Below are 24,944 nucleotides of genomic sequence, written 5' to 3' on the forward strand. Positions count from 1 at the left end.
GTAGCGTGAGTGAACTACAAGAGATTGATCAGCCGCGGATCGCGGCAGCCGTGCGCGAGATCCTGGAGGCCATTGGCGAAGATCCGGACCGCGACGGCCTGGTAGACACCCCGAAACGGGTAGCCAAGGCCTACGCGGAATTCTTCGCCGGCCTGCACCAGGACGCGGCAGACCACCTGGCCACCACCTTCGACATCGAGCACGATGAGATGGTGCTGGTCAAGGACATCCCGTTCTACTCGACCTGCGAGCACCACCTGGTGCCGTTCTACGGTTCGGCGCATATCGGCTACATCCCGGGCAAGGGCGGCAAGGTCACTGGCCTGTCCAAGCTGGCCCGGCTGGTTGAGGTGTACGCCCGCCGTCCGCAGGTCCAAGAACGCCTGACCACTCAGATCGTCGACGCCCTGGTGGAGCACCTGAGCCCCTCCGGTGCCATTGTCGTCGTTGAATGCGAGCACATGTGCATGTCCATGCGCGGGGTACGCAAGCCCGGCGCGAAGACCGTGACCAGCGCGGTGCGCGGGCAGTTGCGTGAAACTGCCACCCGCGCCGAAGCCATGAGCCTGATCCTCGGAAAGTAGGAACCCCCATGTCGCTTGGAGCGATCCCGGGCACCGGCCCGAACACCAGCCCCTTGCCAGTAATCCGCAAGTCCAGCAAGAAGACCTTGGCAGACCTGCCCACCGGGCGCACCTTGGTCATGGGCATCTTGAACGTCACCGAGGACTCCTTCTCCGATGGCGGGAAGTACCTGTCCACCGATGCCGCGATCGACCAGGGGCTGAAGCTGCTGTACTCCGGCGCGGACATCATCGATGTGGGCGGGGAATCCACCCGTCCCGGTGCAAGGGACGTGGATCCGGCACTGGAAAGCGAACGCATCCTGCCGGTCATCGAAACGCTGGCCAAGGCCGGTGCGGTGATCTCCGTGGACACCATGCACGTGTCGACCGCGCGGGCGGCCATCGAAGCCGGCGCGCACATCATCAACGACGTCTCGGGCCTGACCTATGAAGAGGGCATGCCGGAGCTGATCGCAGAGACCGGTGTTCCCTACGTCCTGATGCACCGCCGCGGCACCGCACAGAACATGGTGTCCGAAGCGAACTACGCCGACGTTGTCGCCGAGGTAGTCCAGGAACTGCGCCAGCTGCGCGATGAATTCGTCGCCAAGGGCGTGGCACCCGAGCAGATCATCATCGACCCGGGACTGGGCTTTGCCAAGGATGCGCAGCACAACTGGGCATTGCTGGCCAACCTTTCGGCCATCGAGGAGCTGGGCCACCGCGTTCTGATCGGCACTAGCCGCAAGCGCTTCCTGGGCGAGCTGCTGGCCGAGGGCTCCAAGAGCCGCGAACCGCTGGCCCGCGATGCGGCCACCGCAGCGACTACCGCGCTGGGCGCCCGTGACAAGGTCTGGGCAGTGCGCGTGCACGATGTGGTGGGCAGCCGCGACGCCATTGAAGTCGTGCAGGCTTATGGATCGCATTAGCGTCTGCGGAATTTCGGCCACCGGCTACCATGGCGTATTCGACCATGAGAAACGCGATGGCCAGAAATTCATCATCGACGTGGTGCTGCATGTGGATATTTCACGTGCAGCAGCCAGCGACAACGTCCTTGACACCGTGCACTATGGCGAAGTCAGCGAACTGGTAGTCCAGCAGATCCAGTCAGGTCCGTGGGATCTGATCGAGAAGCTGGGCAGTGAAATCGCCGAGGCGATCCTCGCAGCCTACCCGAGCGTTTACACCATTGACGTCGTGGTGCATAAGCCGCAGGCACCCATCCCGGTACCGTTCACCGATGTCACCATTTCGCTGACCCGGCACCAGAAGCAGCACACCGCGATCATCGCGTTGGGCGCCAACCTGGGCGATCCGCAGGCCACCTTGGCCGCCGCGGTGCAGGAGCTGGGCGCCGATGTCGAGCTGCTCAAGGTTTCCCCGCTGGCCATCACCAAGCCGGTGGGCGGCCCGCCAGAACAGCCGGACTACACCAACCAGGTAGTCCAGGTGCGCACCGGGTTGAGCCCGCATGAACTGCTGGATCTGTGCCAGAGCATCGAAGCCAAGCACCACCGCACCCGCGAAGTGCGCTGGGAGGCGCGCACCCTGGATCTGGATCTGATCGCCTACGACCATCTGCGCATGGACGATGAGCGACTGACCCTGCCTCATCCGCGCGCCGCGATTCGCGGATTCGTCCTGGCTCCGTGGAGCTGGATGGATCCGGACGCCGTGCTCGATGGCCAATTGGTTTCCCGGCTGGCCGCTGAAGCCGCCGACACGAAGGACATCATCCGGCTATGACCAAGCTGAAGCTGCGCTGGTTGCTGTGGTGCGCGGTCCTCGGGGCCCTGGCCGGCTGGATTGCGCTGCGCCTGCTCACCGCGGCAGGCAAGTACGCGCCAGTTCTGGACTACTCTGCCCTGTACTCGTTGGGTGCAGTCTGCGCAGTGATCCTCTTCTTGGGGATTCGCGTCAAGCGTTCCAGCCAGGGCAAGTCGGACTTCGAGCCGATTGCCGCGGCCCGTACCCTGGTACTGGCCCAAGCCTCGGCCTATGCTGGTGCGGTGATCGCCGGGTGGCATGTTCCGGCCATCATCACCCTATGGCTGGCAAACGGGCTGACCCCCACACTGACCCGTGGCCTGGTGTTGACCGGAGCCGGGATTCTTATGGTGGTTATCGGGTATATTGTTCAGCATTTGTGCAAACTACCGCCGGAGGATACCGATGGCAACAGCGATTCCGTGGTCACCGAGTAATTTCACCCCTGCTCATCCGAACTATGTGAAGGTCAAGCTGACCACTTGGGCCATCACCTGGTCGCTGGTGCTGCTTGCCTCTCTGGTGCCGCTGCTGATGGCTGTGCTGGATTTGATCCACCCGCTATGGGTCACGCTGATTCCGGTGGTGCTCGTGCTGGCTCTTGCGCTGCTTCGGCTGCGCATCATCCGCCGGCAGGTGCGGGCTCTGGGCTATCTGGAACGCGAAGAGGACTTCATCGTGCGCTCAGGAGTGCTGTGGCGCAAGCAGGTTGTCATCCCCTACGGCCGCATGCAGTATGTCGAGGTCAACAGCGGACCGCTGGAGCGCCGCTACGGGCTGTGCAGGCTGACGCTGAATACCGCCGGCAGTGCTGCTACCGCCCACGTTTTCGGACTGCCCGAGGCTGAGGGCCAGGCATTGCGTGAACGCCTGGTGGCTGCGGGCGAAGAGAAAATGCTATGAGCCAGCCCGAAGAAGCGGCTGCTGCTGAGACCGGCGAATCCTGGCAGCGCGTGCACCCGGCCAGCCCTTTTGTCCATGGCTGGCTGGCCGTGGTCGGCCTGGCCTACATCTACTGGCAGAACACCGACGATCTGTCATGGTCTGAGCGTTTCACCGGAGACCGGCTGGTCTGGACCGTGGCAGGTGCAAGCATCGCGCTTCTCGTGGTGCTCATCTTCTATTTCCTTTCGTGGTACTTCACCCGCTACAAGCTCACCGGCACGCATGTGTACGTTAATGCGGGGATGCTTTTCCGCAGCCAGAAGCAGGCACGGATCGACAAGGTGCAGGGCATCGACATCGCCCAGCCGCTGGTGGCGAGACTGCTGGGCCTTGCAGAACTGCGATTCGACGTTGCAGATTCTTCCGAATCGGTGCTCAAGCTGGCATTCCTGCGCAAGGCCGAAGCGCACCAACTGCGCGTGGTCATCCTGGAACGCGCCCACGGCGCAGAGCCCGCGGCCGTGCAAGAACCGGCATCAGAGATCGCTGCCGCGCCAAGTGCCGCAGTAGGGCTGGCTCCAGCAGTACAGCCGCCGCTGATGGCCAAGGTCCCGGCGGGACGGCTGCTGGCCTCCTTGTTCTTGCAGCTGCCGGTCATCATCGGCATGCTTGCCTGCCTGGCGATGCTGATTATGTGGATCAGCGGGGTGGATGGAATTGTCGCCGGCCTGATTCCCGCTGTTTTGACCTTCGGCAGCTGGTTCTACAAGCAGCTGAACCAAGGGTGGAACTTCACCGCCAGCGCCTCGGATACCGGGATGCGCATCAGCTACGGGCTGGCGGACACGCGCCAGCACTCCATCCCCGCCGGACGCGTCCAGGCCATCTCGGTGACGGCTCCCTTCTTCTGGCGCATGCTCGGCTGGTACAAGGTGGAAGTCAATGTCCTTGGCACCAAGAGCGATGACATGGACAACCTCCAAGTGCTCCCGGTCGGGGACTTCGAAGCAGTCACCCGAATCATGGGCATCTTGCTGCCCCAGCTGGGCATCGAAAACCAGCGTGAGGTACTGGCCACTGCGGTCAGTACCGGATATGAGCATGGCTTCATCGGATCCCCCCAGCGGGCGAAGCCGCTCTCACCCGGAGCCTGGAAGCACCAGGGGTTCCTGGCCACCGATACGACGGTGATTTCCCGCTACGGCTGGCTCGCGCGCCAGGCCAGCTTCGTGCCGCATAATCGAGTGCAGGGCATGAGTTGGGTGCAGGGTCCATGGGAGCAACGACGTAAACTAGCCGGGGTCCGCCTGCACTGCGCTGGCGGAAGTGTCATCGGTTACCTGCATCAGCTCGATGCGGATGTTGCCGCAGGATTTACCCGGGCGCAAGCGCAGCGCCTGGTCGAAAGGTAGAAGTGGACGCACCACGTTTGGGAATCGGGATCATCTCCGCTGGCAAGGTCGGCACCGTGCTCGGCGCGGCGCTGGCAGCCAGCGGTCACCGGATTACCGGGATCCATGCAGTTTCCGAAGACTCGCGCGACCGTGCCGACGCGTTGCTGCCGGAAGTGGAGTTGCTCGACCCGCCAGAAATCCTGCGCCGCAGCGAACTGGTGATCTTCGCAGTCCCCGATGACGTGCTTGGCGAACTTGTCGCAGGGTTGGCCGAGGCCGGGCATATTGCCCCGGGTCAGCTGATTGCGCACACCGCCGGACGGTACGGCACCTCGATTCTGCAGCCGGCCATGGATGCCGGAGCTTTCGGTCTTGCCATTCACCCTGCCATGACGTTCACCGGCATGAGCATGGACCTGCAGCGCCTGACCGATTGTGTCTTTGCCGTCACCGCAGATGAAGCGATCCTTCCGGTGGCACAGGCCCTGGTCGTTGAGATGCGTGGTGAACCGGTGGTCATCGCCGAAGCAAACCGCGTCAGCTATCACGCGGCACTGGCCCATGCGGCCAACCATCTGAACACCATTACCGCGCAATCGGCCGACATCCTGCGTCGAATCGGCGTGGAAGATCCATCGAACACGTTGCGCGCCTTGATGTACGCGAGCCTGGATAATGCGTTGCGCTCCGGTGCCGGAGCCTTGACCGGGCCGGTAGCCCGAGGGGACAGCGGCACCGTAACCGCGCACCTGCAGGCACTGTCGCATGATCCGGCAGAGACCAATAATTCCTACCGGAGCCTGTCGCGCGCCACCGCGTTGCGGGCGGCCGCACGTGGCCTGATCTCGCAGCGCACGCTTGAAGAGCTGTTGCGAGTTCTAGAATAGAAGGGTGAAAACCCCGAAGATTGCCAAGACCCGTGCCGAACTCAAGGCTGCTATTGCAGAAGCCAACCCGGGATCACTGGGCTTTGTGCCCACCATGGGTGCCCTGCACAGCGGCCATGGTTCCCTGTTCAAGGCAGCCCGTGAAGAGAATGAAGTTGTAGTTATTTCCGTGTTCGTCAATGAACTGCAGTTCAACGACGCCACGGACTACGCGAACTACCCGCGCCAGCTCGAGGCAGATGTGCAGCTGGCCGCCGAGGCCGGGGTGGATATTGTTTTCGCTCCGGAAGCCGAAGAGATCTACCACGCCGGCCTGCCTCTGGTACGGCTTAATTCTGGTGCATTGGGCGATATGTATGAAGGAGCCTCACGACCGGGGCACTTCGATGGCATGCTGGCAGTCGTAGCCAAGCTGCTGCACCTGGCCGATCCGCGCCAGGGCCAGTACCGTGCCTACTTCGGGCAGAAGGATGCCCAGCAGCTGGCATTGATCCGCCGCATGGTCGCTGACCTTGATTATCCGGTGCAGTTGCGTTCGGTGCCGATCGTGCGCAGCGAGAAGGGGCTGGCCCTCTCCAGCCGCAACGCGTTGCTCAGCGAGGAGGAGAAGGAAGCAGCTCTGGTGCTGCACCGCTCGATCCAGCTCATTGCCGGCCGTGCCGCACGCAACGAACCCCTGTATGTCGAAGACGCCATCGGCATGTGCCAAATGGCTCCGCTGGTGGAACTGGACTACTTCGTCGTGGTCAATCCCGACACCTTGCAGGAACTAGCCTTCAACTGTCAGGACACCCCATTTACCGGCGAAGGCCTGATCCTGGTCGCGGCGAAGGTTGGCAAGGTCCGCCTGATCGACAACCAGCCGATCTAGGCGAACCGCGACGCGGCATCTGCAAGAACCTTGCGGAATCCGGCAAGCTCGGCCATCACTTCGGCCGCGCTCTGCACGGAGTCGATGAACTGCACTGCCTCACCGGCATAGACCGGAGCCATGGAAGTCCGTGCTTCGGCACGGGCTTCCTGCATTTCCAAGCGAAGCTGCTCATCGGGTGCCCATGTTGAGAGGTCCGCGTGGGTGTCGCTGAATTCGTTGCGCAGTGCCCGGCCGCCGAACTCCGGAGCCCAAGGCAGCTGCTGTGCGACATCGAAGGCGCGGGTATAGGTCGTGTCATCCAAGCCGGCCTGCTGTATCGCGTCCTTCACATTCTTGTGACCGGTTGCTTCGCTGGCTGCTAGGAATCGGGTTCCGACCCAAGCCGCGGAGGCCCCAGCGGCGAGAACGGCCGCCACTCCGCGGGCGGTGCCGATACCACCGGCGGCAATCACAGGTTTCTGCTGCTGTGCGGTGGCCAGCTGCAGCAGTGGCAATGTTCCTGCTTCATTACGGCCATGGCCTCCACCTTCGCCGCCTCGGGCAATGATGATGTCGATGTCATCAGCCATTGCTCGTTCCAGATCTGCCGCATTGCCTACTTGCATCGCAGTTAGAACGCCAGCCTCATGGGCCAGCGCTGCAGCTCGGCTGACGTCGCCGAAGCTCAGGGTGACCAAGGAAGGCCCGAAATCTAAGAAGGCTTCGAGTGGATACAGATCAGCTTCCAGCGCCCAGGCCATGAAACCGACACCCCACGGAGTGCTCAGGGATGCCACGTGCTGAACTTGCTGTTCAATCCACTCTGTCTTGGGTGCTGCCGGCGATCCAATCATGCCTACACCGCCAGCTTGGGAAACGGCGGCCGCCAAGGCACCACCAGCAGCACCGGCCATCGAGGCATTGAAGATGGGTTCGCGGTATCCAAGGAGTCTTTGCAGGTCGCTCATGTGCCCAGACTAGAACAACGAAGTGAATGTGACCTAGAGCTCGGTCCCTCAATTTGTGCGTATGGAAAAACGTGTGTATAGTTTTTATCTGTTGCCGGAACGGAAACAACACGGAATCTACCGATTGTTTACCCGGCAGCCAATCACTTTTCACTGAAGGTTTCCAGCCGATTTTGATCGGGCTGCGGATTCTGGTAAGTTGGAAAAGTTGCTCCGGAGCGAAGCAGTCATCGAAGGTCTGGTGGTTGTGGTGTCGAGAGTGTTTGTTGTTTGAGAACTCAATAGTGTGCCAAGTTTGTTGATACCGAATATTTATTTTATTTGGTGAATACATATTATTTGCTTGAGGCATTGCACCCCCGTGTGATGTGCTTGAGTGTTTTATTATTCGCCAGGACTTCATCGATTCTTCCCTTATTTTCCGAGGGGTTTCGGTGGCTTTTTATTTTTTTATGGAGAGTTTGATCCTGGCTCAGGATGAACGCTGGCGGCGTGCTTAACACATGCAAGTCGAACGATGAAGCCCAGCTTGCTGGGTGGATTAGTGGCGAACGGGTGAGTAACACGTGAGTAACCTGCCCCCGACTCTGGGATAAGCCCGGGAAACTGGGTCTAATACCGGATATTACCTCTTGCCGCATGGCAGGTGGTGGAAAGATTTATCGGTGGGGGATGGACTCGCGGCCTATCAGCTTGTTGGTGAGGTAATGGCTCACCAAGGCGACGACGGGTAGCCGGCCTGAGAGGGTGACCGGCCACACTGGGACTGAGACACGGCCCAGACTCCTACGGGAGGCAGCAGTGGGGAATATTGCACAATGGGCGAAAGCCTGATGCAGCGACGCCGCGTGAGGGATGACGGCCTTCGGGTTGTAAACCTCTTTCAGTAGGGAAGAAGCGAAAGTGACGGTACCTGCAGAAGAAGCGCCGGCTAACTACGTGCCAGCAGCCGCGGTAATACGTAGGGCGCAAGCGTTATCCGGATTTATTGGGCGTAAAGAGCTCGTAGGCGGTTTGTCGCGTCTGCCGTGAAAGTCCGAGGCTCAACCTCGGATCTGCGGTGGGTACGGGCAGACTAGAGTGATGTAGGGGAGACTGGAATTCCTGGTGTAGCGGTGAAATGCGCAGATATCAGGAGGAACACCGATGGCGAAGGCAGGTCTCTGGGCATTTACTGACGCTGAGGAGCGAAAGCATGGGGAGCGAACAGGATTAGATACCCTGGTAGTCCATGCCGTAAACGTTGGGCACTAGGTGTGGGGGACATTCCACGTTTTCCGCGCCGTAGCTAACGCATTAAGTGCCCCGCCTGGGGAGTACGGCCGCAAGGCTAAAACTCAAAGGAATTGACGGGGGCCCGCACAAGCGGCGGAGCATGCGGATTAATTCGATGCAACGCGAAGAACCTTACCAAGGCTTGACATGTGCCAGACCGCTTCAGAGATGGAGTTTCCCTTCGGGGCTGGTTCACAGGTGGTGCATGGTTGTCGTCAGCTCGTGTCGTGAGATGTTGGGTTAAGTCCCGCAACGAGCGCAACCCTCGTTCCATGTTGCCAGCACGTAGTGGTGGGGACTCATGGGAGACTGCCGGGGTCAACTCGGAGGAAGGTGGGGATGACGTCAAATCATCATGCCCCTTATGTCTTGGGCTTCACGCATGCTACAATGGCCGGTACAATGGGTTGCGATACTGTGAGGTGGAGCTAATCCCTAAAAGCCGGTCTCAGTTCGGATTGGGGTCTGCAACTCGACCCCATGAAGTCGGAGTCGCTAGTAATCGCAGATCAGCAACGCTGCGGTGAATACGTTCCCGGGCCTTGTACACACCGCCCGTCAAGTCACGAAAGTTGGTAACACCCGAAGCCGATGGCCTAACCACCTTGTGTGGGGGGAGTCGTCGAAGGTGGGACTGGCGATTGGGACTAAGTCGTAACAAGGTAGCCGTACCGGAAGGTGCGGCTGGATCACCTCCTTTCTAAGGAGCTAACCATTATTGGTTGCCCGTGTCTGTGCCCGAGTGTGGTGCAGGCGGGTTGCTCATGGGTGGAATATCAATGGACTCAGTACTGGAAAGCGTGCACGCTGGTGTCATCCCAATGTGGGTGGTGCGTTCGTGTGCGGGGTACTGGCTGTGGCTGCAGGGTGTTTGCGCATCTGCGAGTACGCGTTTGGGGAGTCTTTGGCTTCTTGGGTGCTGGAAAGCGGTGTGCGGGTGTTGTGCGGTTTGTATGGTTTGGCATGCTGTTGGGTTTTGAGGCAACAAGCCTCCGTGCCTGTGGGTTGGGTGTTGGTCGGGTTCTCCGCTTTGTGTGGGGGGGTTGGCTGGTGCGTGGCCTGTGGGTGGCGGGGTTCTTGGTGTTTCGGTGTTTGTCCTGTGTTTGCTGCAGGTGCGCTGGTGTGGTGGCGGTTTTGTGCTGTTGCCCGGGTGTGCTTGCGGGGGTGCGGGGTTGTTGTTTGGGAACTGTATAGTGAACGCGAGCATCTTGCAGATGAGATGAGCTTGGGGGTCCTTTTCCTTGGATCCTTGGGTGTTTGAGTCTTGTCTGCGTGATTTTGTTAGATTGTTTTATTGCTCAATTCTGAGAACTTTGATTTGTGTTGAAGTTTTTAAGGGCGCACGGTGGATGCCTTGGCATCAAGAGCCGATGAAGGACGTGGGAATCTGCGATAAGCCTGGTGGAGTCGATAACCGGACGTTGAGACCAGGATTTCCGAATGGGGGAACCCCGCACCATGTTATGTGGTGTGACCTGCAGCTGAATGTATAGGCTGTGTGGAGGGAACGCGGGGAAGTGAAACATCTCAGTACCCGCAGGAAGAGAAAACAATAGTGATTCCGTTAGTAGTGGCGAGCGAACGCGGATGGGGCTAAACCGGTTGGTGTGTGATAGCGGATAGGCGTTGCATCATCGGGGTTGTGGGGTTGACATGTACCAGCGCTATCTTGCTGGTGGGATGAGGTGCAGGCGTATAGGTGAATCGGTTGGAATGCCGGACCAGAGAGGGTGATAGTCCCGTAGGTGTAATGCGTGTCTGCCGTTCTAGTGTTGATACCCGAGTAGCACGGGGCCCGTGAAACCTTGTGTGAATCTGCCAGGACCACCTGGTAAGCCTGAATACTACTTGATGACCGATAGTGAATCAGTACCGTGAGGGAATGGTGAAAAGTACCCCGGGAGGGGAGTGAAATAGTACCTGAAACCGTGCGCTTACAATCCGTTAGAGCCTGGGACTTGTTCCTGGGTGATGGCGTGCCTTTTGAAGAATGAGCCTGCGAGTTAGTGTTACGTCGCGAGGTTAACCCGTGTGGGGAAGCCGTAGCGAAAGCGAGTCTGAATAGGGCGTTTGAGTGGCGTGATCTAGACCCGAAGCGAAGTGATCTACCCATGGCCAGGTTGAAGCGCGTGTAAGAGCGTGTGGAGGACCGAACCCACTTCAGTTGAAAATGGAGGGGATGAGCTGTGGGTAGGGGTGAAAGGCCAATCAAACTTCGTGATAGCTGGTTCTCCCCGAAATGCATTTAGGTGCAGCGTTGCGTGTTTCTTACTGGAGGTAGAGCTACTGGATAGGCGATGGGCCCTACAAGGTTACTGACCTTAGCCAAACTCCGAATGCCGGTAAGTGAGAGCGCAGCAGTGAGACTGTGGGGGATAAGCTTCATAGTCGAGAGGGAAACAGCCCAGAACGCCAACTAAGGCCCCTAAGCGTGTGCTAAGTGGAAAAGGATGTGGAGTTGCTGTGACAACCAGGAGGTTGGCTTAGAAGCAGCCACCCTTGAAAGAGTGCGTAATAGCTCACTGGTCAAGTGATTCCGCGCCGATAATGTAGCGGGGCTCAAGCACACCGCCGAAGTTGCGTCATTCAAATATTTGCCTGGCTTTTGTTGGGCGTTTGGATGGGTAGGGGAGCGTCGTATAGCGGGTGAAGTCGCGGTGGAAACCAGCGGTGGACGCTATACGAGTGAGAATGCAGGCATGAGTAGCGAATGACGGGTGAGAAACCCGTCCGCCGAATGATCAAGGGTTCCAGGGTTAAGCTAATCTGCCCTGGGTTAGTCGGGACCTAAGGCGAGGCCGACAGGCGTAGTCGATGGACAACGGGTTGATATTCCCGTACCGGCGAAGGACCGCCCATACCAAGCTGTGGATGCTAACCATGATGGATCATGGCTGTTGCGGCCTTCGGGCTGCTGGTTGTGTGATGTGGTGGGAACCGATGCAGTGAGGTCAGCGTATTAACAGGTGTGACGCAGGAAGGTAGCCGAGCCAGGCAATGGAATTGACCTGGTCCAAGGGTGTAGGAAGAGTGGTTGGCAAATCCGCCGCTCAGATATTCTGAGACCTGATAGGCGCCCGCTTTGGCGGGTGATTCGGTGATCCTATGCTGCCTAGAAAAGCATCGGCGCGAGGTCCAAGTCCGCCCGTACCCCAAACCGACACAGGTGATCAGGTAGAGAATACTAAGGCGATCGAGAGAATCATGGTTAAGGAACTCGGCAAAATGCCCCCGTAACTTCGGAAGAAGGGGGGCCTGCCTCGTGATCGGCTCTTGCAGCTGTGAGCGGGTGTGGGCCGCAGAGACCAGGGGGAAGCGACTGTTTACTAAAAACACAGGTCCGTGCGAAGTCGCAAGACGATGTATACGGACTGACTCCTGCCCGGTGCTGGAAGGTTAAGAGGACTGGTTAGCACTTTGGTGCGAAGCTGAGAATTTAAGCCCCAGTAAACGGCGGTGGTAACTATAACCATCCTAAGGTAGCGAAATTCCTTGTCGGGTAAGTTCCGACCTGCACGAATGGAGTAACGACTTCCCCGCTGTCTCAACCATGAACTCGGCGAAATTGCAGTACGAGTAAAGATGCTCGTTACGCGCAGCAGGACGGAAAGACCCCGAGACCTTTACTATAGTTTGGTATTGGTGTTCGGTGCAGCTTGTGTAGGATAGGTGGGAGACTGTGAAGCTTGGACGCTAGTTCAGGTGGAGTCATCGTTGAAATACCACTCTGGCTGTACCGGTCACCTAACTTCGGACCATGATCTGGTTCAGGGACAGTGCCTGATGGGTAGTTTAACTGGGGCGGTTGCCTCCTAAAATGTAACGGAGGCGCCCAAAGGTTCCCTCAGCCTGGTTGGCAATCAGGTGTCGAGTGTAAGTGCACAAGGGAGCTTGACTGTGAGAGTGACAGCTCGAGCAGGGACGAAAGTCGGGACTAGTGATCCGGCGGCACCTCGTGGAAGGGCCGTCGCTCAACGGATAAAAGGTACCTCGGGGATAACAGGCTGATCTTGCCCAAGAGTCCATATCGACGGCATGGTTTGGCACCTCGATGTCGGCTCGTCGCATCCTGGGGCTGGAGTAGGTCCCAAGGGTTGGGCTGTTCGCCCATTAAAGCGGTACGCGAGCTGGGTTTAGAACGTCGTGAGACAGTTCGGTCCCTATCCGCTGCGCGCGTTGGAAATTTGAGAAGGGCTGTCCTTAGTACGAGAGGACCGGGACGGACGAACCTCTGGTGTGTCAGTTGTACTGCCAAGTGCATCGCTGATTAGCTACGTTTGGAAGGGATAACCGCTGAAAGCATCTAAGCGGGAAGCCTGCTTCGAGATGAGATTTCCATGCACCTTGAGTGTGAGAGGCCCCCAGCTAGACCACTGGGTTGATAGGCAGGATGTGGAAGCAAGGACTAAAGACTTGTGGAGCTGACCTGTACTAATAGGCCGATGACTTTCAACACACAATATTCACAATATTTTACTGGCATGATCATTATGCTGTTCGCGTTCACTATACGGTTACGAGACAACAACCTCAAACCGAAAAATACATGGCTTTTGCATGACACCGGAAAACATGACCAAGATGATTGGTTTGTGTGCTTCGTGATTGTTACGGCGGTCATAGCGTGGGGGAAACGCCCGGTCCCATACCGAACCCGGAAGCTAAGGCCCACTGCGCCGATGGTACTGCACTCGTGAGGGTGTGGGAGAGTAGGTCACCGCCGGACTTAACTTGAGTTGAATGGTTTGAGGCCCTGGAACACAATGCGTGTTCCAGGGCCTCACCTGTTTAACCCGCAAGACAGGTTGCTGGGATGGCTTGCTGGTTGGTGGGGGTGGGCTATCAGTTTGCCCCTTGTTCTTGTTTAAGGGCTCAGTTCAGTGGGTTGCTTCGTCAGCGTCTATGCGTTGGGCGAGATTCGTGTCCTCGACGGTAAGCATTACTGCACTGTCTCTAGCGTTGAAGAGATGCATAGTGATTGTCCAGCCATTCCACTCCCAAATGCATGGAGGCTGCTGTTCATCTTCCCAGGGGTGCCTTGCAGGACCATAGAGGTTGCTTAGTGCGTTCTTTATCTGAAGAAAGCCTTGCCGCGTTTTGGCCGATTCAGGTTTTGTTGAAGTGTAGAGATGAAGCGTGACATCAAGGAAGTCTTTCCCGTATGTGCCCCACGTGCCGAGCACAGTGCTTCCAAGGCCAACGTCCAGGGGATTGATGCGTAGAGCGGATTGCTCATCGGGGTTGTCTTGGCTATTTCGCGAGATAAAACCAAGCTGAGCAAATAGTGCCTCCTGCTGGCTATCGTTCTTCGGCCTTCGGCTATCTACCAGCCTGTGGACTATGGAAATGACATCACTTGGGGCAGGGACCAATTCAAGAAGTTGGTTTTTCTCGGACATATTGAGAGCGTACCCGTTAGCGGGCCCGCAGAACGAGAGTCAACCCGGTAGCTGGTCTGTTTTCTGTAGGGTGCCGGTGGATGCAACTAGCACCCATCGGCAAGTCAGTTCTATTCCGGAGTGCTGTGGCGGAACCGGGATCGACGACACCAGATATTGTCGGCCCAATGGGGCTGGGTAGTTGCCCGCATGTCTTGCTAAGCGCCTCGGTATTTCTAGCCAGGTCGTATCCGTACGGCAGTATCTTGCCGTTCTAGTTCGATTCGGTTCGAGTTGCCCCACTCATCGCCGATATCGGTAATTTCTTGCCGAATCCTCTTTTGTGCTGGATGATAGAGAGCGAAATGTTGCTGATAGGCGAGATGCTGCCGGAAGGGGACTATCTATGAATTCTGTGTCGGAGCTCGGCGCCGAATTGCAGCGCGCTAGAAAGCAAAATGGTTTAACCCAGGAACAACTCGCCGACTTGGCTGGCATCTCTGAACGTACGCTGCGTTCAATAGAACGCGGTGCGGGCAACCCTTCCATAGATGCCGTGCTTTCCGTGGCCGACGTACTCGGCCTGAGAATCGTAGTGGCCAAATGACTCCGTCACTCCAAGAACTCAGGCTGGTTGCTCAGGCTGATGTCTATTGCAATGACAACTTGGCTGGGTACCTAACCCGGCAAGACGACGGAAGCATCGCCTTCACCTACGACCTTCACTATCTTCACGATGGCGGCTCCGCCATAGCCACATCCCTGCCGGTGGCCCGCGACGCGTACGTCGGGCCCGGTGGCGCGTTGCCTTCTTTCTTCTCAGGGCTATTACCCGAGGGGCATCGACTCACCGTTCTCAAAGATGCAACGAAGACCAGCCTCTCTGACGAGCTGACCCTCTTGATGGCTGTCGGGTCTGATACCCCCGGCAATGTCCGGGTCATTCCGTCCGGATCGAAGTTAGAGCAAACTCCTGTGGTCGCTGAGTTCAGCACTACGGAGGATCTCGACTTCTCGGTGCTCTCTAGGACTTTGGATCGCCATTCGATTCCAGGTGTTCAAGACAAGATCAGCGCGACCATGTTGACCACACCCGTCGAATTCAAGAACAGCGCATATCTGCTTAAGCTCGATCCCCGAGACCATCCACATCTGGTGCTAAACGAAGCCCTGCACCTCAAAGCAGCAAGGGCACTGAAACTCCCGGTGGCAAAGAATCAGCTGGTCATGGATTCGAAGAAGAATCCGGGGCTGCTTGTAGAGCGCTTTGACCGCATGGCCGTAGAGCCCGAGGGGCAACCGCAACGATTGCCGTTGGAAGACGCCATGCAGGTACTCAACCTTCCGCCGGCAAGCAAGTATGCAGTTAGCACGGAGCAGGTTATCCAAGCTCTAGCCCAACACTGCCAGGCGCCGGTACTGGCTAGACGAAATCTCTATATCCAATTCGCTTTCGCCTGGCTTACCGGCAACGGGGACTTGCACGGAAAGAATGTTTCGATCCTCGCAAACGAGCAAGGACAATTCGGCGTCGCGCCGATATACGACATACCCTGCACCTTGGTCTACGGTGATGACACCATGGCTCTAACTGTCGCGGGCAAAACGAAGAACCTGAAAAGGAAGCACTGGGCCGAACTTTCCGGTGAGCTGGGATTAGCGGACCGTGCAGCACAGTCGGCAAACCAACTCGCTTTGAAGGCTGCACTCACGGCAGACCTCGACGAGCTGCCCTTTGAGGGATCACCACTACGCGGCGCCCAACGGGAACTGAGGTTCCGGCGGATGGAGCTGGAATAGAAGAGAGCCGGGTATCGGCTGTCAGTCTACGAGCACGGAGAATGCGGGCCGCTGGGCATCTTGGCTCTTCTTCGCTTGCCCATGGAGCCCAGTGACCCATGAAGGGTAGACGCGAAAGCCGCGTTTCCCTGGAGCAGTCGCTGATGCGTAGACGCCCAGCTGCTCGAGGTGCTGCTGCGTGAAACGGAAGACTCCGAAGCGCCCTGATTGCTCGATGAAGACCAATGCGCCGTGCAGCTCTGCATTGGAAGCGTACGGTGCGGTGGCTCCGGTTTCATCGCGATGCCATATGGCTACGAAGCCGCCAGACTTCGTCGGCGTGGTCCTTGCGGTTCTTATTCGCCATAGTAGCTCGTCGATTTCAACGATGCCGGCTTGATAATCGCTCTGTTGTTCTTCGGGAATTACTTCGCCGTGTGTCTGCCCAGTGATGAGGCAGTAGCGGTCCAACGCTGTGTAGGTCATTCATGCCTTCCTGTGTGCTATCGGCGGTCGACGACGAACAGTAGTGATGTCATTGAGAACTATACGTTGGCCTGTATCTCAGCCACATCGCAATTGGCAGTAGCTGAAGGCGATACCTGCAGAGAATCTCGCGCAGGCATGAGTAGTGGAATGCCTGGCCAGTCTGACTGTCGTGCGCTCTGCTGTCCCTCAGTCGGCTGGATTATGCCTGTAGGCCACTCGCGTTCAGCGTCGATCCTCGCTGGGGTTATATCCGTTGCTCAGATGTACGACTGCGCAGGTAGGGCATCATTCATAGATGCGGGTGGGCGGCCACCGCGTTGCTTCGCGATTCAGAGAGTGGAATAAGGGGAGGCGTCGGGTGCATAGAGCAGAGTAGGGACTCCTTGAGCAACTCTAAACGTGCATTTGTACTTCGCTATTGGGTGGGCAACGGGGACCTAAACAACGATGCAGAAATTAAGTGTCGACGCTCACCCGCAAAAAGGAGCCACCCGATTTGCACGACCCCCCAAACCTGTGTATAGTTTTTCCTTGTCGCCGAGAACAAAACGGAAGAAATAACCGGATGTGAAACGGCAGCAAAACCCCAGAAAATCAAGGTTTTTCCACAGTCCTGTGGACAACATTTGAAAAGAATGGGAACTAAGAATACCGATTCAAATCACAAACAATGGATTTGACTTTCAGGAATTCGAAGTTATAGAATATGAATATAACGCTGGACGAAATTACCACCTGGAATGGTGGGTAAAGAACCGGTAAGTGTTTGTTGTTTGAGAACTCAATAGTGTGCCAAGTTTGTTGATACCGAATATTTATTTTATTTGGTGAATACATATTATTTGCTTGAGGCATTGCACCCCCGTGTGATGTGCTTGAGTGTTTTATTATTCGCCAGGACTTCATCGATTCTTCCCTTATTTTCCGAGGGGTTTCGGTGGCTTTTTATTTTTTTATGGAGAGTTTGATCCTGGCTCAGGATGAACGCTGGCGGCGTGCTTAACACATGCAAGTCGAACGATGAAGCCCAGCTTGCTGGGTGGATTAGTGGCGAACGGGTGAGTAACACGTGAGTAACCTGCCCCCGACTCTGGGATAAGCCCGGGAAACTGGGTCTAATACCGGATATTACCTCTTGCCGCATGGCAGGTGGTGGAAAGATTTATCGGTGGGGGATGGACTCGCGGCCTATCAGCTTGTTGGTGAGGTAATGGCTCACCAAGGCGACGACGGGTAGCCGGCCTGAGAGGGTGACCGGCCACACTGGGACTGAGACACGGCCCAGACTCCTACGGGAGGCAGCAGTGGGGAATATTGCACAATGGGCGAAAGCCTGATGCAGCGACGCCGCGTGAGGGATGACGGCCTTCGGGTTGTAAACCTCTTTCAGTAGGGAAGAAGCGAAAGTGACGGTACCTGCAGAAGAAGCGCCGGCTAACTACGTGCCAGCAGCCGCGGTAATACGTAGGGCGCAAGCGTTATCCGGATTTATTGGGCGTAAAGAGCTCGTAGGCGGTTTGTCGCGTCTGCCGTGAAAGTCCGAGGCTCAACCTCGGATCTGCGGTGGGTACGGGCAGACTAGAGTGATGTAGGGGAGACTGGAATTCCTGGTGTAGCGGTGAAATGCGCAGATATCAGGAGGAACACCGATGGCGAAGGCAGGTCTCTGGGCATTTACTGACGCTGAGGAGCGAAAGCATGGGGAGCGAACAGGATTAGATACCCTGGTAGTCCATGCCGTAAACGTTGGGCACTAGGTGTGGGGGACATTCCACGTTTTCCGCGCCGTAGCTAACGCATTAAGTGCCCCGCCTGGGGAGTACGGCCGCAAGGCTAAAACTCAAAGGAATTGACGGGGGCCCGCACAAGCGGCGGAGCATGCGGATTAATTCGATGCAACGCGAAGAACCTTACCAAGGCTTGACATGTGCCAGACCGCTTCAGAGATGGAGTTTCCCTTCGGGGCTGGTTCACAGGTGGTGCATGGTTGTCGTCAGCTCGTGTCGTGAGATGTTGGGTTAAGTCCCGCAACGAGCGCAACCCTCGTTCCATGTTGCCAGCACGTAGTGGTGGGGACTCATGGGAGACTGCCGGGGTCAACTCGGAGGAAGGTGGGGATGACGTCAAATCATCATGCCCCTTATGTCTTGGGCTTCACGCATGCTACAATGGCCGGTACAATGGGTTGCGATACTGTGAGGTGGAGCTAATCCCTAAAAGCCGGTCTCAGTTCGGATTGGGGTCTGCAACTCGACCCCATGAAGTCGGAGTCGCTAGTAATCGCAGATCAGCAACGCTGCGGTGAATACGTTCCCGGGCCTTGTACACACCGCCCGTCAAGTCACGAAAGTTGGTAACACCCGAAGCCGATGGCCTAACCACCTTGTGTGGGGGGAGTCGTCGAAGGTGGGACTGGCGATTGGGACTAAGTCGTAACAAGGTAGCCGTACCGGAAGGTGCGGCTGGATCACCTCCTTTCTAAGGAGCTAACCATTATTGGTTGCCCGTGTCTGTGCCCGAGTGTGGTGCAGGCGGGTTGCTCATGGGTGGAATATCAATGGACTCAGTACTGGAAAGCGTGCACGCTGGTGTCATCCCAATGTGGGTGGTGCGTTCGTGTGCGGGGTACTGGCTGTGGCTGCAGGGTGTTTGCGCATCTGCGAGTACGCGTTTGGGGGGTCTTTGGCTTCTTGGGTGCTGGAAAGCGGTGTGCGGGTGTTGTGCGGTTTGTATGGTTTGGCATGCTGTTGGGTTTTGAGGCAACAAGCCTCCGTGCCTGTGGGTTGGGTGTTGGTCGGGTTCTCCGCTTTGTGTGGGGGGGTTGGCTGGTGCGTGGCCTGTGGGTGGCGGGGTTCTTGGTGTTTCGGTGTTTGTCCTGTGTTTGCTGCAGGTGCGCTGGTGTGGTGGCGGTTTTGTGCTGTTGCCCGGGTGTGCTTGCGGGGGTGCGGGGTTGTTGTTTGGGAACTGTATAGTGAACGCGAGCATCTTGCAGATGAGATGAGCTTGGGGGTCCTTTTCCTTGGATTCTTGGGTGTTTGAGTCTTGTCTGCGTGATTTTGTTAGATTGTTTTATTGCTCAATTCTGAGAACTTTGATTTGTGTTGAAGTTTTTAAGGGCGCACGGTGGATGCCTTGGCATCAAGAGCCGATGAAGGACGTGGGAATCTGCGATAAGCCTGGTGCAGTCGATAACCGGACGTTGAGACCAGGATTTCCGAATGGGGGAACCCCGCACCATGTTATGTGGTGTGACCTGCAGCTGAATGTATAGGCTGTGTGGAGGGAACGCGGGGAAGTGAAACATCTCAGTACCCGCAGGAAGAGAAAACAATAGTGATTCCGTTAGTAGTGGCGAGCGAACGCGGATGGGGCTAAACCGGTTGGTGTGTGATAGCGGATAGGCGTTGCATCATCGGGGTTGTGGGGTTGACATGTACCAGCGCTATCTTGCTGGTGGGATGAGGTGCAGGCGTATAGGTGAATCGGTTGGAATGCCGGACCAGAGAGGGTGATAGTCCCGTAGGTGTAATGCGTGTCTGCCGTTCTAGTGTTGATACCCGAGTAGCACGGGGCCCGTGAAACCTTGTGTGAATCTGCCAGGACCACCTGGTAAGCCTGAATACTACTTGATGACCGATAGTGAATCAGTACCGTGAGGGAATGGTGAAAAGTACCCCGGGAGGGGAGTGAAATAGTACCTGAAACCGTGCGCTTACAATCCGTTAGAGCCTGGGACTTGTTCCTGGGTGATGGCGTGCCTTTTGAAGAATGAGCCTGCGAGTTAGTGTTACGTCGCGAGGTTAACCCGTGTGGGGAAGCCGTAGCGAAAGCGAGTCTGAATAGGGCGTTTGAGTGGCGTGATCTAGACCCGAAGCGAAGTGATCTACCCATGGCCAGGTTGAAGCGCGTGTAAGAGCGTGTGGAGGACCGAACCCACTTCAGTTGAAAATGGAGGGGATGAGCTGTGGGTAGGGGTGAAAGGCCAATCAAACTTCGTGATAGCTGGTTCTCCCCGAAATGCATTTAGGTGCAGCGTTGCGTGTTTCTTACTGGAGGTAGAGCTACTGGATAGGCGATGGGCCCTACAAGGTTACTGACCTTAGCCAAACTCCGAATGCCGGTAAGTGAGAGCGCAGCAGTGAGACTGTGGGGGATAAGCTTCATAGTCGAGAGGGAAACAGCCCAGAACGCCAACTAAGGCCCCTAAGCGTGTGCTAAGTGGAAAAGGATGTGGAGTTGCTGTGACAACCAGGAGGTTGGCTTAGAAGCAGCCACCCTTGAAAGAGTGCGTAATAGCTCACTGGTCAAGTGATTCCGCGCCGATAATGTAGCGGGGCTCAAGCACACCGCCGAAGTTGCGTCATTCAAATATTTGCCTGGCTTTTGTTGGGCGTTTGGATGGGTAGGGGAGCGTCGTATAGCGGGTGAAGTCGCGGTGGAAACCAGCGGTGGACGCTATACGAGTGAGAATGCAGGCATGAGTAGCGAATGACGGGTGAGAAACCCGTCCGCCGAATGATCAAGGGTTCCAGGGTTAAGCTAATCTGCCCTGGGTTAGTCGGGACCTAAGGCGAGGCCGACAGGCGTAGTCGATGGACAACGGGTTGATATTCCCGTACCGGCGAAGGACCGCCCATACCAAGCTGTGGATGCTAACCATGATGGATCATGGCTGTTGCGGCCTTCGGGCTGCTGGTTGTGTGATGTGGTGGGAACCGATGCAGTGAGGTCAGCGTATTAACAGGTGTGACGCAGGAAGGTAGCCGAGCCAGGCAATGGAATTGACCTGGTCCAAGGGTGTAGGAAGAGTGGTTGGCAAATCCGCCGCTCAGATATTCTGAGACCTGATAGGCGCCCGCTTTGGCGGGTGATTCGGTGATCCTATGCTGCCTAGAAAAGCATCGGCGCGAGGTCCAAGTCCGCCCGTACCCCAAACCGACACAGGTGATCAGGTAGAGAATACTAAGGCGATCGAGAGAATCATGGTTAAGGAACTCGGCAAAATGCCCCCGTAACTTCGGAAGAAGGGGGGCCTGCCTCGTGATCGGCTCTTGCAGCTGTGAGCGGGTGTGGGCCGCAGAGACCAGGGGGAAGCGACTGTTTACTAAAAACACAGGTCCGTGCGAAGTCGCAAGACGATGTATACGGACTGACTCCTGCCCGGTGCTGGAAGGTTAAGAGGACTGGTTAGCACTTTGGTGCGAAGCTGAGAATTTAAGCCCCAGTAAACGGCGGTGGTAACTATAACCATCCTAAGGTAGCGAAATTCCTTGTCGGGTAAGTTCCGACCTGCACGAATGGAGTAACGACTTCCCCGCTGTCTCAACCATGAACTCGGCGAAATTGCAGTACGAGTAAAGATGCTCGTTACGCGCAGCAGGACGGAAAGACCCCGAGACCTTTACTATAGTTTGGTATTGGTGTTCGGTGCAGCTTGTGTAGGATAGGTGGGAGACTGTGAAGCTTGGACGCTAGTTCAGGTGGAGTCATCGTTGAAATACCACTCTGGCTGTACCGGTCACCTAACTTCGGACCATGATCTGGTTCAGGGACAGTGCCTGATGGGTAGTTTAACTGGGGCGGTTGCCTCCTAAAATGTAACGGAGGCGCCCAAAGGTTCCCTCAGCCTGGTTGGCAATCAGGTGTCGAGTGTAAGTGCACAAGGGAGCTTGACTGTGAGAGTGACAGCTCGAGCAGGGACGAAAGTCGGGACTAGTGATCCGGCGGCACCTCGTGGAAGGGCCGTCGCTCAACGGATAAAAGGTACCTCGGGGATAACAGGCTGATCTTGCCCAAGAGTCCATATCGACGGCATGGTTTGGCACCTCGATGTCGGCTCGTCGCATCCTGGGGCTGGAGTAGGTCCCAAGGGTTGGGCTGTTCGCCCATTAAAGCGGTACGCGAGCTGGGTTTAGAACGTCGTGAGACAGTTCGGTCCCTATCCGCTGCGCGCGTTGGAAATTTGAGAAGGGCTGTCCTTAGTACGAGAGGACCGGGACGGACGAACCTCTGGTGTGTCAGTTGTACTGCCAAGTGCATCGCTGATTAGCTACGTTTGGAAGGGATAACCGCTGAAAGCATCTAAGCGGGAAGCCTGCTTCGAGATGAGATTTCCATGCACCTTGAGTGTGAGAGGCCCCCAGCTAGACCACTGGGTTGATAGGCAGGATGTGGAAGCAAGGACTAAAGACTTGTGGAGCTGACCTGTACTAATAGGCCGATGACTTTCAACACACAATATTCACAATATTTTACTGGCATGATCATTATGCTGTTCGCGTTCACTATACGGTTACGAGACAACAACCTCAAACCGAAAAATACATGGCTTTTGCATGACACCGGAAAACATGACCAAGATGATTGGTTTGTGTGCTTCGTGATTGTTACGGCGGTCATAGCGTGGGGGAAACGCCCGGTCCCATACCGAACCCGGAAGCTAAGGCCCACTGCGCCGATGGTACTGCACTCGTGAGGGTGTGGGAGAGTAGGTCACCGCCGGACTTAACTTGAGTTGAATGGTTTGAGGCCCTGGAACACAATGCGTGTTCCAGGGCCTCACCTGTTTAACCCGAGTATTTAAGCCGTGCGCGCATCGGCACCCCTCGCTCTTCTCATCCTCTTGGAAGTCGATATGGTGTGTAGTAGATATAACAAGATCTGCTACCTGAGGAGCCTTCCTTGACCACTGAGACGACTAGTCCACTGACGTACCGTGACGATTCAATTCGTCCCCAGGACGATCTCTACCGCCATAGCAATGGCAAGTGGTTCGAGACTGCCACCATCCCCGGGGATCAGGGAATCTACGGTTCCTTCATGGAGCTGCGAGACCAGGCGGAAGCCGCCGTCCACGAAATCATTACTGAAGCAGTGCAGAAACTGGATTCCGGCGTAGAAGTTGATCCAGCTACCAAGCGCATTGCCCAGCTCTACAGCTCGTTCATGAATGAAGCGGTAATCGAAGAGCGCGGCGCAGATCCGGTTGGTGTTTTCCTGAATACTATTTCGGATATCCAGAACAGCGAGCACCTGCTCGAGGTAAGCGGCTTCTTCCAGCGCAAGGGCATCAGCGGCTTCATGGATATCGGCGCGATGAACGATGCCGGAAACCCAGAGCGGAACCTGCTGACCTTCCTGCAGGGCGGCTTGGGGCTTCCTGACGAGTCCTACTATCGTGAAGAGCAATTTGCCGATACCGTAGCGGACTACCAAGAGCACCTGGGACGTTTGCTGTCCCTGGGCGGTATCGCAGATGCCCAGACTGCTGCAGAAATGGTTGTAGAGCTCGAGAAGGCCCTGGCCTCGCACCACTGGGACCGGGTCAAGGTTCGCGATGCCCAGGCTCGATACAACCTGATCTCAGGTGAAGAGCTTATCGAGCTGTTCCCAGGAGTGAAGACCTGGCTTGCCGGTGCCGGCATTGAACAGAATTACTACAGTGAAGTTGTCGTCTGGCAGCCAAGCTACCTCCAGGGCCTGGCTGAGCTGGTTAACGCACAGCCGCTGGATGCTTGGAAGAACTGGTTGCGTGTGCAGGTGCTGCGTTCCTTCGCCCCATTCCTATCCAGCGATTTCGTCAACGAAAACTTCTCCTTCTACTCCGCCAAGCTCGGCGGGGTTGAGCAGCTCAAGGACCGTTGGAAGCGCGGTGTTGCCTTCACCGAAGGTGCGGTCGGGGAAGACATTGGCCAGCTGTACGTAGCCAAGAATTTCCCAGCAGAGGCTAAGGACGCCATGGATGCGCTGGTCCAGCGCCTGATCGAGGCCTACCGCAACTCGATCAACGAACTGTCCTGGATGGGTCCGGAAACTATCGAGAAAGCGCTGGATAAGCTCTCGAAGTTCCGCCCGAAGATCGGCTACCCGAACCAGTGGATCGACTACAGCGCCATTGAGACCGATGAACTGGATGTCATCGCTAATCTTGCTTCGGCCAACGAATTCGAATTCGCTCGTGAGCTGAAGAAGATCGATGACGGTGTAGATCGCGAACTGTGGTTCATGTTCCCGCAGACCGTGAACGCCTACTACCACCCGCTGCTCAATGAAATCGCGTTCCCAGCAGCAATTCTTCGTCCGCCATTCTTCGATGTGAATCGCGATATCGCTTCGAACTTCGGCGGTATTGGTGCAGTTATCGGCCACGAGATCGGACATGGCTTCGATGACCAGGGCTCGCAGTTCGACGGTACCGGCCAGCTGACCAACTGGTGGACCGATGATGACCGCGCAGCATTCGAGAAGCTCACCGGCAAGCTGGTGGACCAGTACAACGCGCTCTCACCGACCGAAGCACCCGAGCATAACGTCAATGGCGCGCTGACCCTGGGCGAAAACATCGGTGACCTCGGCGGCCTGGGCATCGCTTACAAGGCCTACAAGCTCGAGCTGGCCGCGCGCAGCATCGAAGAAGATGAGGTAATCGATGGAATCACCGGAGACCAGCGCTTCTTCTACTCGTGGGCTGAATGCTGGCGCACCTTGATCCGCCCGGAAACTGCAGTAGTGCGGGTGACCACCGATCCGCACGCACCCGGAGAGTTCCGCTGCAACCAGGTTCCCAAGAACCTCGATGCCTTCCACCAGGCCTTTGGCACCAAGCCAGGCGATGGAATGTGGCTGGATCCAGCTGACCGCGTAGAAATCTGGTAAACCAGAAAATCGATGGCCCGGGCAGGTGCAAAGTTCGCTTTGGAC

At 56.9% G+C, this 24,944-nt stretch carries 14 protein-coding genes and 6 rRNA genes; 17 read left to right on the plus strand and 3 right to left on the minus strand.

Annotated features, from left to right (window positions below):
* Positions 1 to 5 precede the first annotated feature (5 nt).
* Genes folE through panC form a run of 8 tightly spaced genes read left to right on the plus strand, consistent with a single transcriptional unit; the run spans position 6 to position 6,373 of the window.
* Positions 6 to 584 (plus strand): GTP cyclohydrolase I FolE, encoded by a 579-nt coding sequence (folE, locus tag AARI_RS00750; RefSeq protein WP_013347478.1) that lies wholly within the window; start codon positions 6 to 8, stop codon positions 582 to 584.
* Positions 585 to 592: 8 nt separating this feature from the next.
* Positions 593 to 1,495, plus strand: a complete 903-nt coding sequence (folP, locus tag AARI_RS00755) for a dihydropteroate synthase (protein WP_013347479.1) — start codon at positions 593 to 595, stop codon at positions 1,493 to 1,495.
* Positions 1,482 to 2,315 carry a 2-amino-4-hydroxy-6-hydroxymethyldihydropteridine diphosphokinase gene (gene folK / locus AARI_RS00760; protein WP_013347480.1) on the plus strand — a complete coding sequence of 278 codons (834 nt, stop codon included), beginning with the start codon at positions 1,482 to 1,484 and terminating at the stop codon, positions 2,313 to 2,315. The genes folP and folK overlap by 14 nt, the downstream gene beginning before the upstream one ends.
* The gene (locus AARI_RS00765; RefSeq protein ID WP_013347481.1) at positions 2,312 to 2,773 is read left to right on the plus strand and encodes a DUF3180 domain-containing protein; all 462 of its coding nucleotides are present in this window, start codon (positions 2,312 to 2,314) and stop codon (positions 2,771 to 2,773) included. The genes folK and AARI_RS00765 overlap by 4 nt, the downstream gene beginning before the upstream one ends.
* Positions 2,742 to 3,239 (plus strand): PH domain-containing protein, encoded by a 498-nt coding sequence (locus tag AARI_RS00770; RefSeq protein WP_041648266.1) that lies wholly within the window; start codon positions 2,742 to 2,744, stop codon positions 3,237 to 3,239. The genes AARI_RS00765 and AARI_RS00770 overlap by 32 nt, the downstream gene beginning before the upstream one ends.
* Positions 3,236 to 4,633, plus strand: coding sequence for a PH domain-containing protein (locus AARI_RS00775; protein WP_013347483.1), 1,398 nt, complete (start codon positions 3,236 to 3,238; stop codon positions 4,631 to 4,633). The genes AARI_RS00770 and AARI_RS00775 overlap by 4 nt, the downstream gene beginning before the upstream one ends.
* A gap of 2 nt (positions 4,634 to 4,635) precedes the next feature.
* Positions 4,636 to 5,502, plus strand: a complete 867-nt coding sequence (locus AARI_RS00780; protein WP_013347484.1) for a Rossmann-like and DUF2520 domain-containing protein — start codon at positions 4,636 to 4,638, stop codon at positions 5,500 to 5,502.
* A gap of 4 nt (positions 5,503 to 5,506) precedes the next feature.
* Positions 5,507 to 6,373, plus strand: coding sequence for a pantoate--beta-alanine ligase (gene panC / locus AARI_RS00785; RefSeq protein WP_013347485.1), 867 nt, complete (start codon positions 5,507 to 5,509; stop codon positions 6,371 to 6,373).
* On the opposite strand, the gene AARI_RS00790 is transcribed toward panC, so the two are convergent.
* Positions 6,370 to 7,323 carry an NAD(P)H-dependent flavin oxidoreductase gene (locus tag AARI_RS00790; protein WP_013347486.1) on the minus strand — a complete coding sequence of 318 codons (954 nt, stop codon included), beginning with the start codon at positions 7,321 to 7,323 and terminating at the stop codon, positions 6,370 to 6,372. The two genes, panC and AARI_RS00790, sit on opposite strands and share 4 nt — an antisense overlap.
* 449 nt (positions 7,324 to 7,772) lie before the next feature.
* Here AARI_RS00790 and AARI_RS00795 point away from each other — a divergent pair.
* The 3 genes from AARI_RS00795 (at position 7,773) to rrf (AARI_RS00805) (ending at position 13,324) form a co-directional block, all read left to right on the plus strand.
* Positions 7,773 to 9,298: ribosomal RNA gene (locus AARI_RS00795) — 16S ribosomal RNA — on the plus strand.
* A 622-nt stretch (positions 9,299 to 9,920) separates the two neighbouring features.
* Positions 9,921 to 13,054: ribosomal RNA gene (locus AARI_RS00800) — 23S ribosomal RNA — on the plus strand.
* Positions 13,055 to 13,207: 153 nt separating this feature from the next.
* Positions 13,208 to 13,324: ribosomal RNA gene (rrf, locus tag AARI_RS00805) — 5S ribosomal RNA — on the plus strand.
* The 16S, 23S and 5S rRNA genes sit together here, the layout of an rRNA operon.
* Before the next feature lie 151 nt (positions 13,325 to 13,475).
* Here rrf (AARI_RS00805) and AARI_RS00810 read toward each other — a convergent pair.
* On the minus strand, positions 13,476 to 13,997 hold the full coding sequence (locus AARI_RS00810) for a hypothetical protein (RefSeq protein WP_157867059.1): 522 nt from the start codon (positions 13,995 to 13,997) through the stop codon (positions 13,476 to 13,478).
* A 385-nt stretch (positions 13,998 to 14,382) separates the two neighbouring features.
* Between AARI_RS00810 and AARI_RS00815 the strand changes: the two genes are divergently transcribed.
* Both AARI_RS00815 and AARI_RS00820 read left to right on the plus strand, forming a co-directional pair.
* A complete protein-coding gene (locus tag AARI_RS00815) occupies positions 14,383 to 14,583 on the plus strand; it encodes a helix-turn-helix transcriptional regulator (RefSeq protein WP_013347488.1) in 201 nt (66 codons plus the stop codon).
* Positions 14,580 to 15,776 (plus strand): type II toxin-antitoxin system HipA family toxin, encoded by a 1,197-nt coding sequence (locus AARI_RS00820; protein WP_013347489.1) that lies wholly within the window; start codon positions 14,580 to 14,582, stop codon positions 15,774 to 15,776. Before AARI_RS00815 ends, AARI_RS00820 begins: the two co-directional genes overlap by 4 nt.
* 21 nt (positions 15,777 to 15,797) lie before the next feature.
* On the opposite strand, the gene AARI_RS00825 is transcribed toward AARI_RS00820, so the two are convergent.
* Positions 15,798 to 16,241, minus strand: coding sequence for a MepB family protein (locus AARI_RS00825; RefSeq protein WP_013347490.1), 444 nt, complete (start codon positions 16,239 to 16,241; stop codon positions 15,798 to 15,800).
* 955 nt (positions 16,242 to 17,196) lie between these two features.
* On the opposite strand from AARI_RS00825, the gene AARI_RS00830 reads away from it, so the two are divergent.
* The 4 genes from AARI_RS00830 to AARI_RS00845 all read left to right on the plus strand — a co-directional run bounded on the left by AARI_RS00830 (position 17,197) and on the right by AARI_RS00845 (position 24,899).
* Positions 17,197 to 18,722 (plus strand): 16S ribosomal RNA (locus tag AARI_RS00830).
* 622 nt (positions 18,723 to 19,344) lie between these two features.
* Positions 19,345 to 22,478, plus strand: a 23S ribosomal RNA gene (locus tag AARI_RS00835).
* Between the two features lie 153 nt (positions 22,479 to 22,631).
* Positions 22,632 to 22,748: ribosomal RNA gene (rrf, locus tag AARI_RS00840) — 5S ribosomal RNA — on the plus strand.
* A 177-nt stretch (positions 22,749 to 22,925) separates the two neighbouring features.
* Positions 22,926 to 24,899 (plus strand): M13 family metallopeptidase, encoded by a 1,974-nt coding sequence (locus AARI_RS00845; protein WP_013347491.1) that lies wholly within the window; start codon positions 22,926 to 22,928, stop codon positions 24,897 to 24,899.
* Positions 24,900 to 24,944 lie beyond the last annotated feature (45 nt).

This window comes from Glutamicibacter arilaitensis Re117, from assembly GCF_000197735.1.
Taxonomy (GTDB): domain Bacteria; phylum Actinomycetota; class Actinomycetes; order Actinomycetales; family Micrococcaceae; genus Glutamicibacter; species Glutamicibacter arilaitensis.

Coding starts and splice junctions, on each gene's coding strand:
- folP (WP_013347479.1), top strand. CDS start 593: ATGTCGCTTGGAGCGATCCCGGGCACCGGCCCGAACACCAGCCCCTTG.
- folK (WP_013347480.1), top strand. CDS start 1,482: ATGGATCGCATTAGCGTCTGCGGAATTTCGGCCACCGGCTACCATGGC.
- AARI_RS00765 (WP_013347481.1), top strand. CDS start 2,312: ATGACCAAGCTGAAGCTGCGCTGGTTGCTGTGGTGCGCGGTCCTCGGG.
- AARI_RS00770 (WP_041648266.1), top strand. CDS start 2,742: ATGGCAACAGCGATTCCGTGGTCACCGAGTAATTTCACCCCTGCTCAT.
- AARI_RS00775 (WP_013347483.1), top strand. CDS start 3,236: ATGAGCCAGCCCGAAGAAGCGGCTGCTGCTGAGACCGGCGAATCCTGG.
- AARI_RS00790 (WP_013347486.1), bottom strand. CDS start 7,323: ATGAGCGACCTGCAAAGACTCCTTGGATACCGCGAACCCATCTTCAAT.
- AARI_RS00810 (WP_157867059.1), bottom strand. CDS start 13,997: ATGTCCGAGAAAAACCAACTTCTTGAATTGGTCCCTGCCCCAAGTGAT.
- AARI_RS00815 (WP_013347488.1), top strand. CDS start 14,383: ATGAATTCTGTGTCGGAGCTCGGCGCCGAATTGCAGCGCGCTAGAAAG.
- AARI_RS00820 (WP_013347489.1), top strand. CDS start 14,580: ATGACTCCGTCACTCCAAGAACTCAGGCTGGTTGCTCAGGCTGATGTC.
- AARI_RS00825 (WP_013347490.1), bottom strand. CDS start 16,241: ATGACCTACACAGCGTTGGACCGCTACTGCCTCATCACTGGGCAGACA.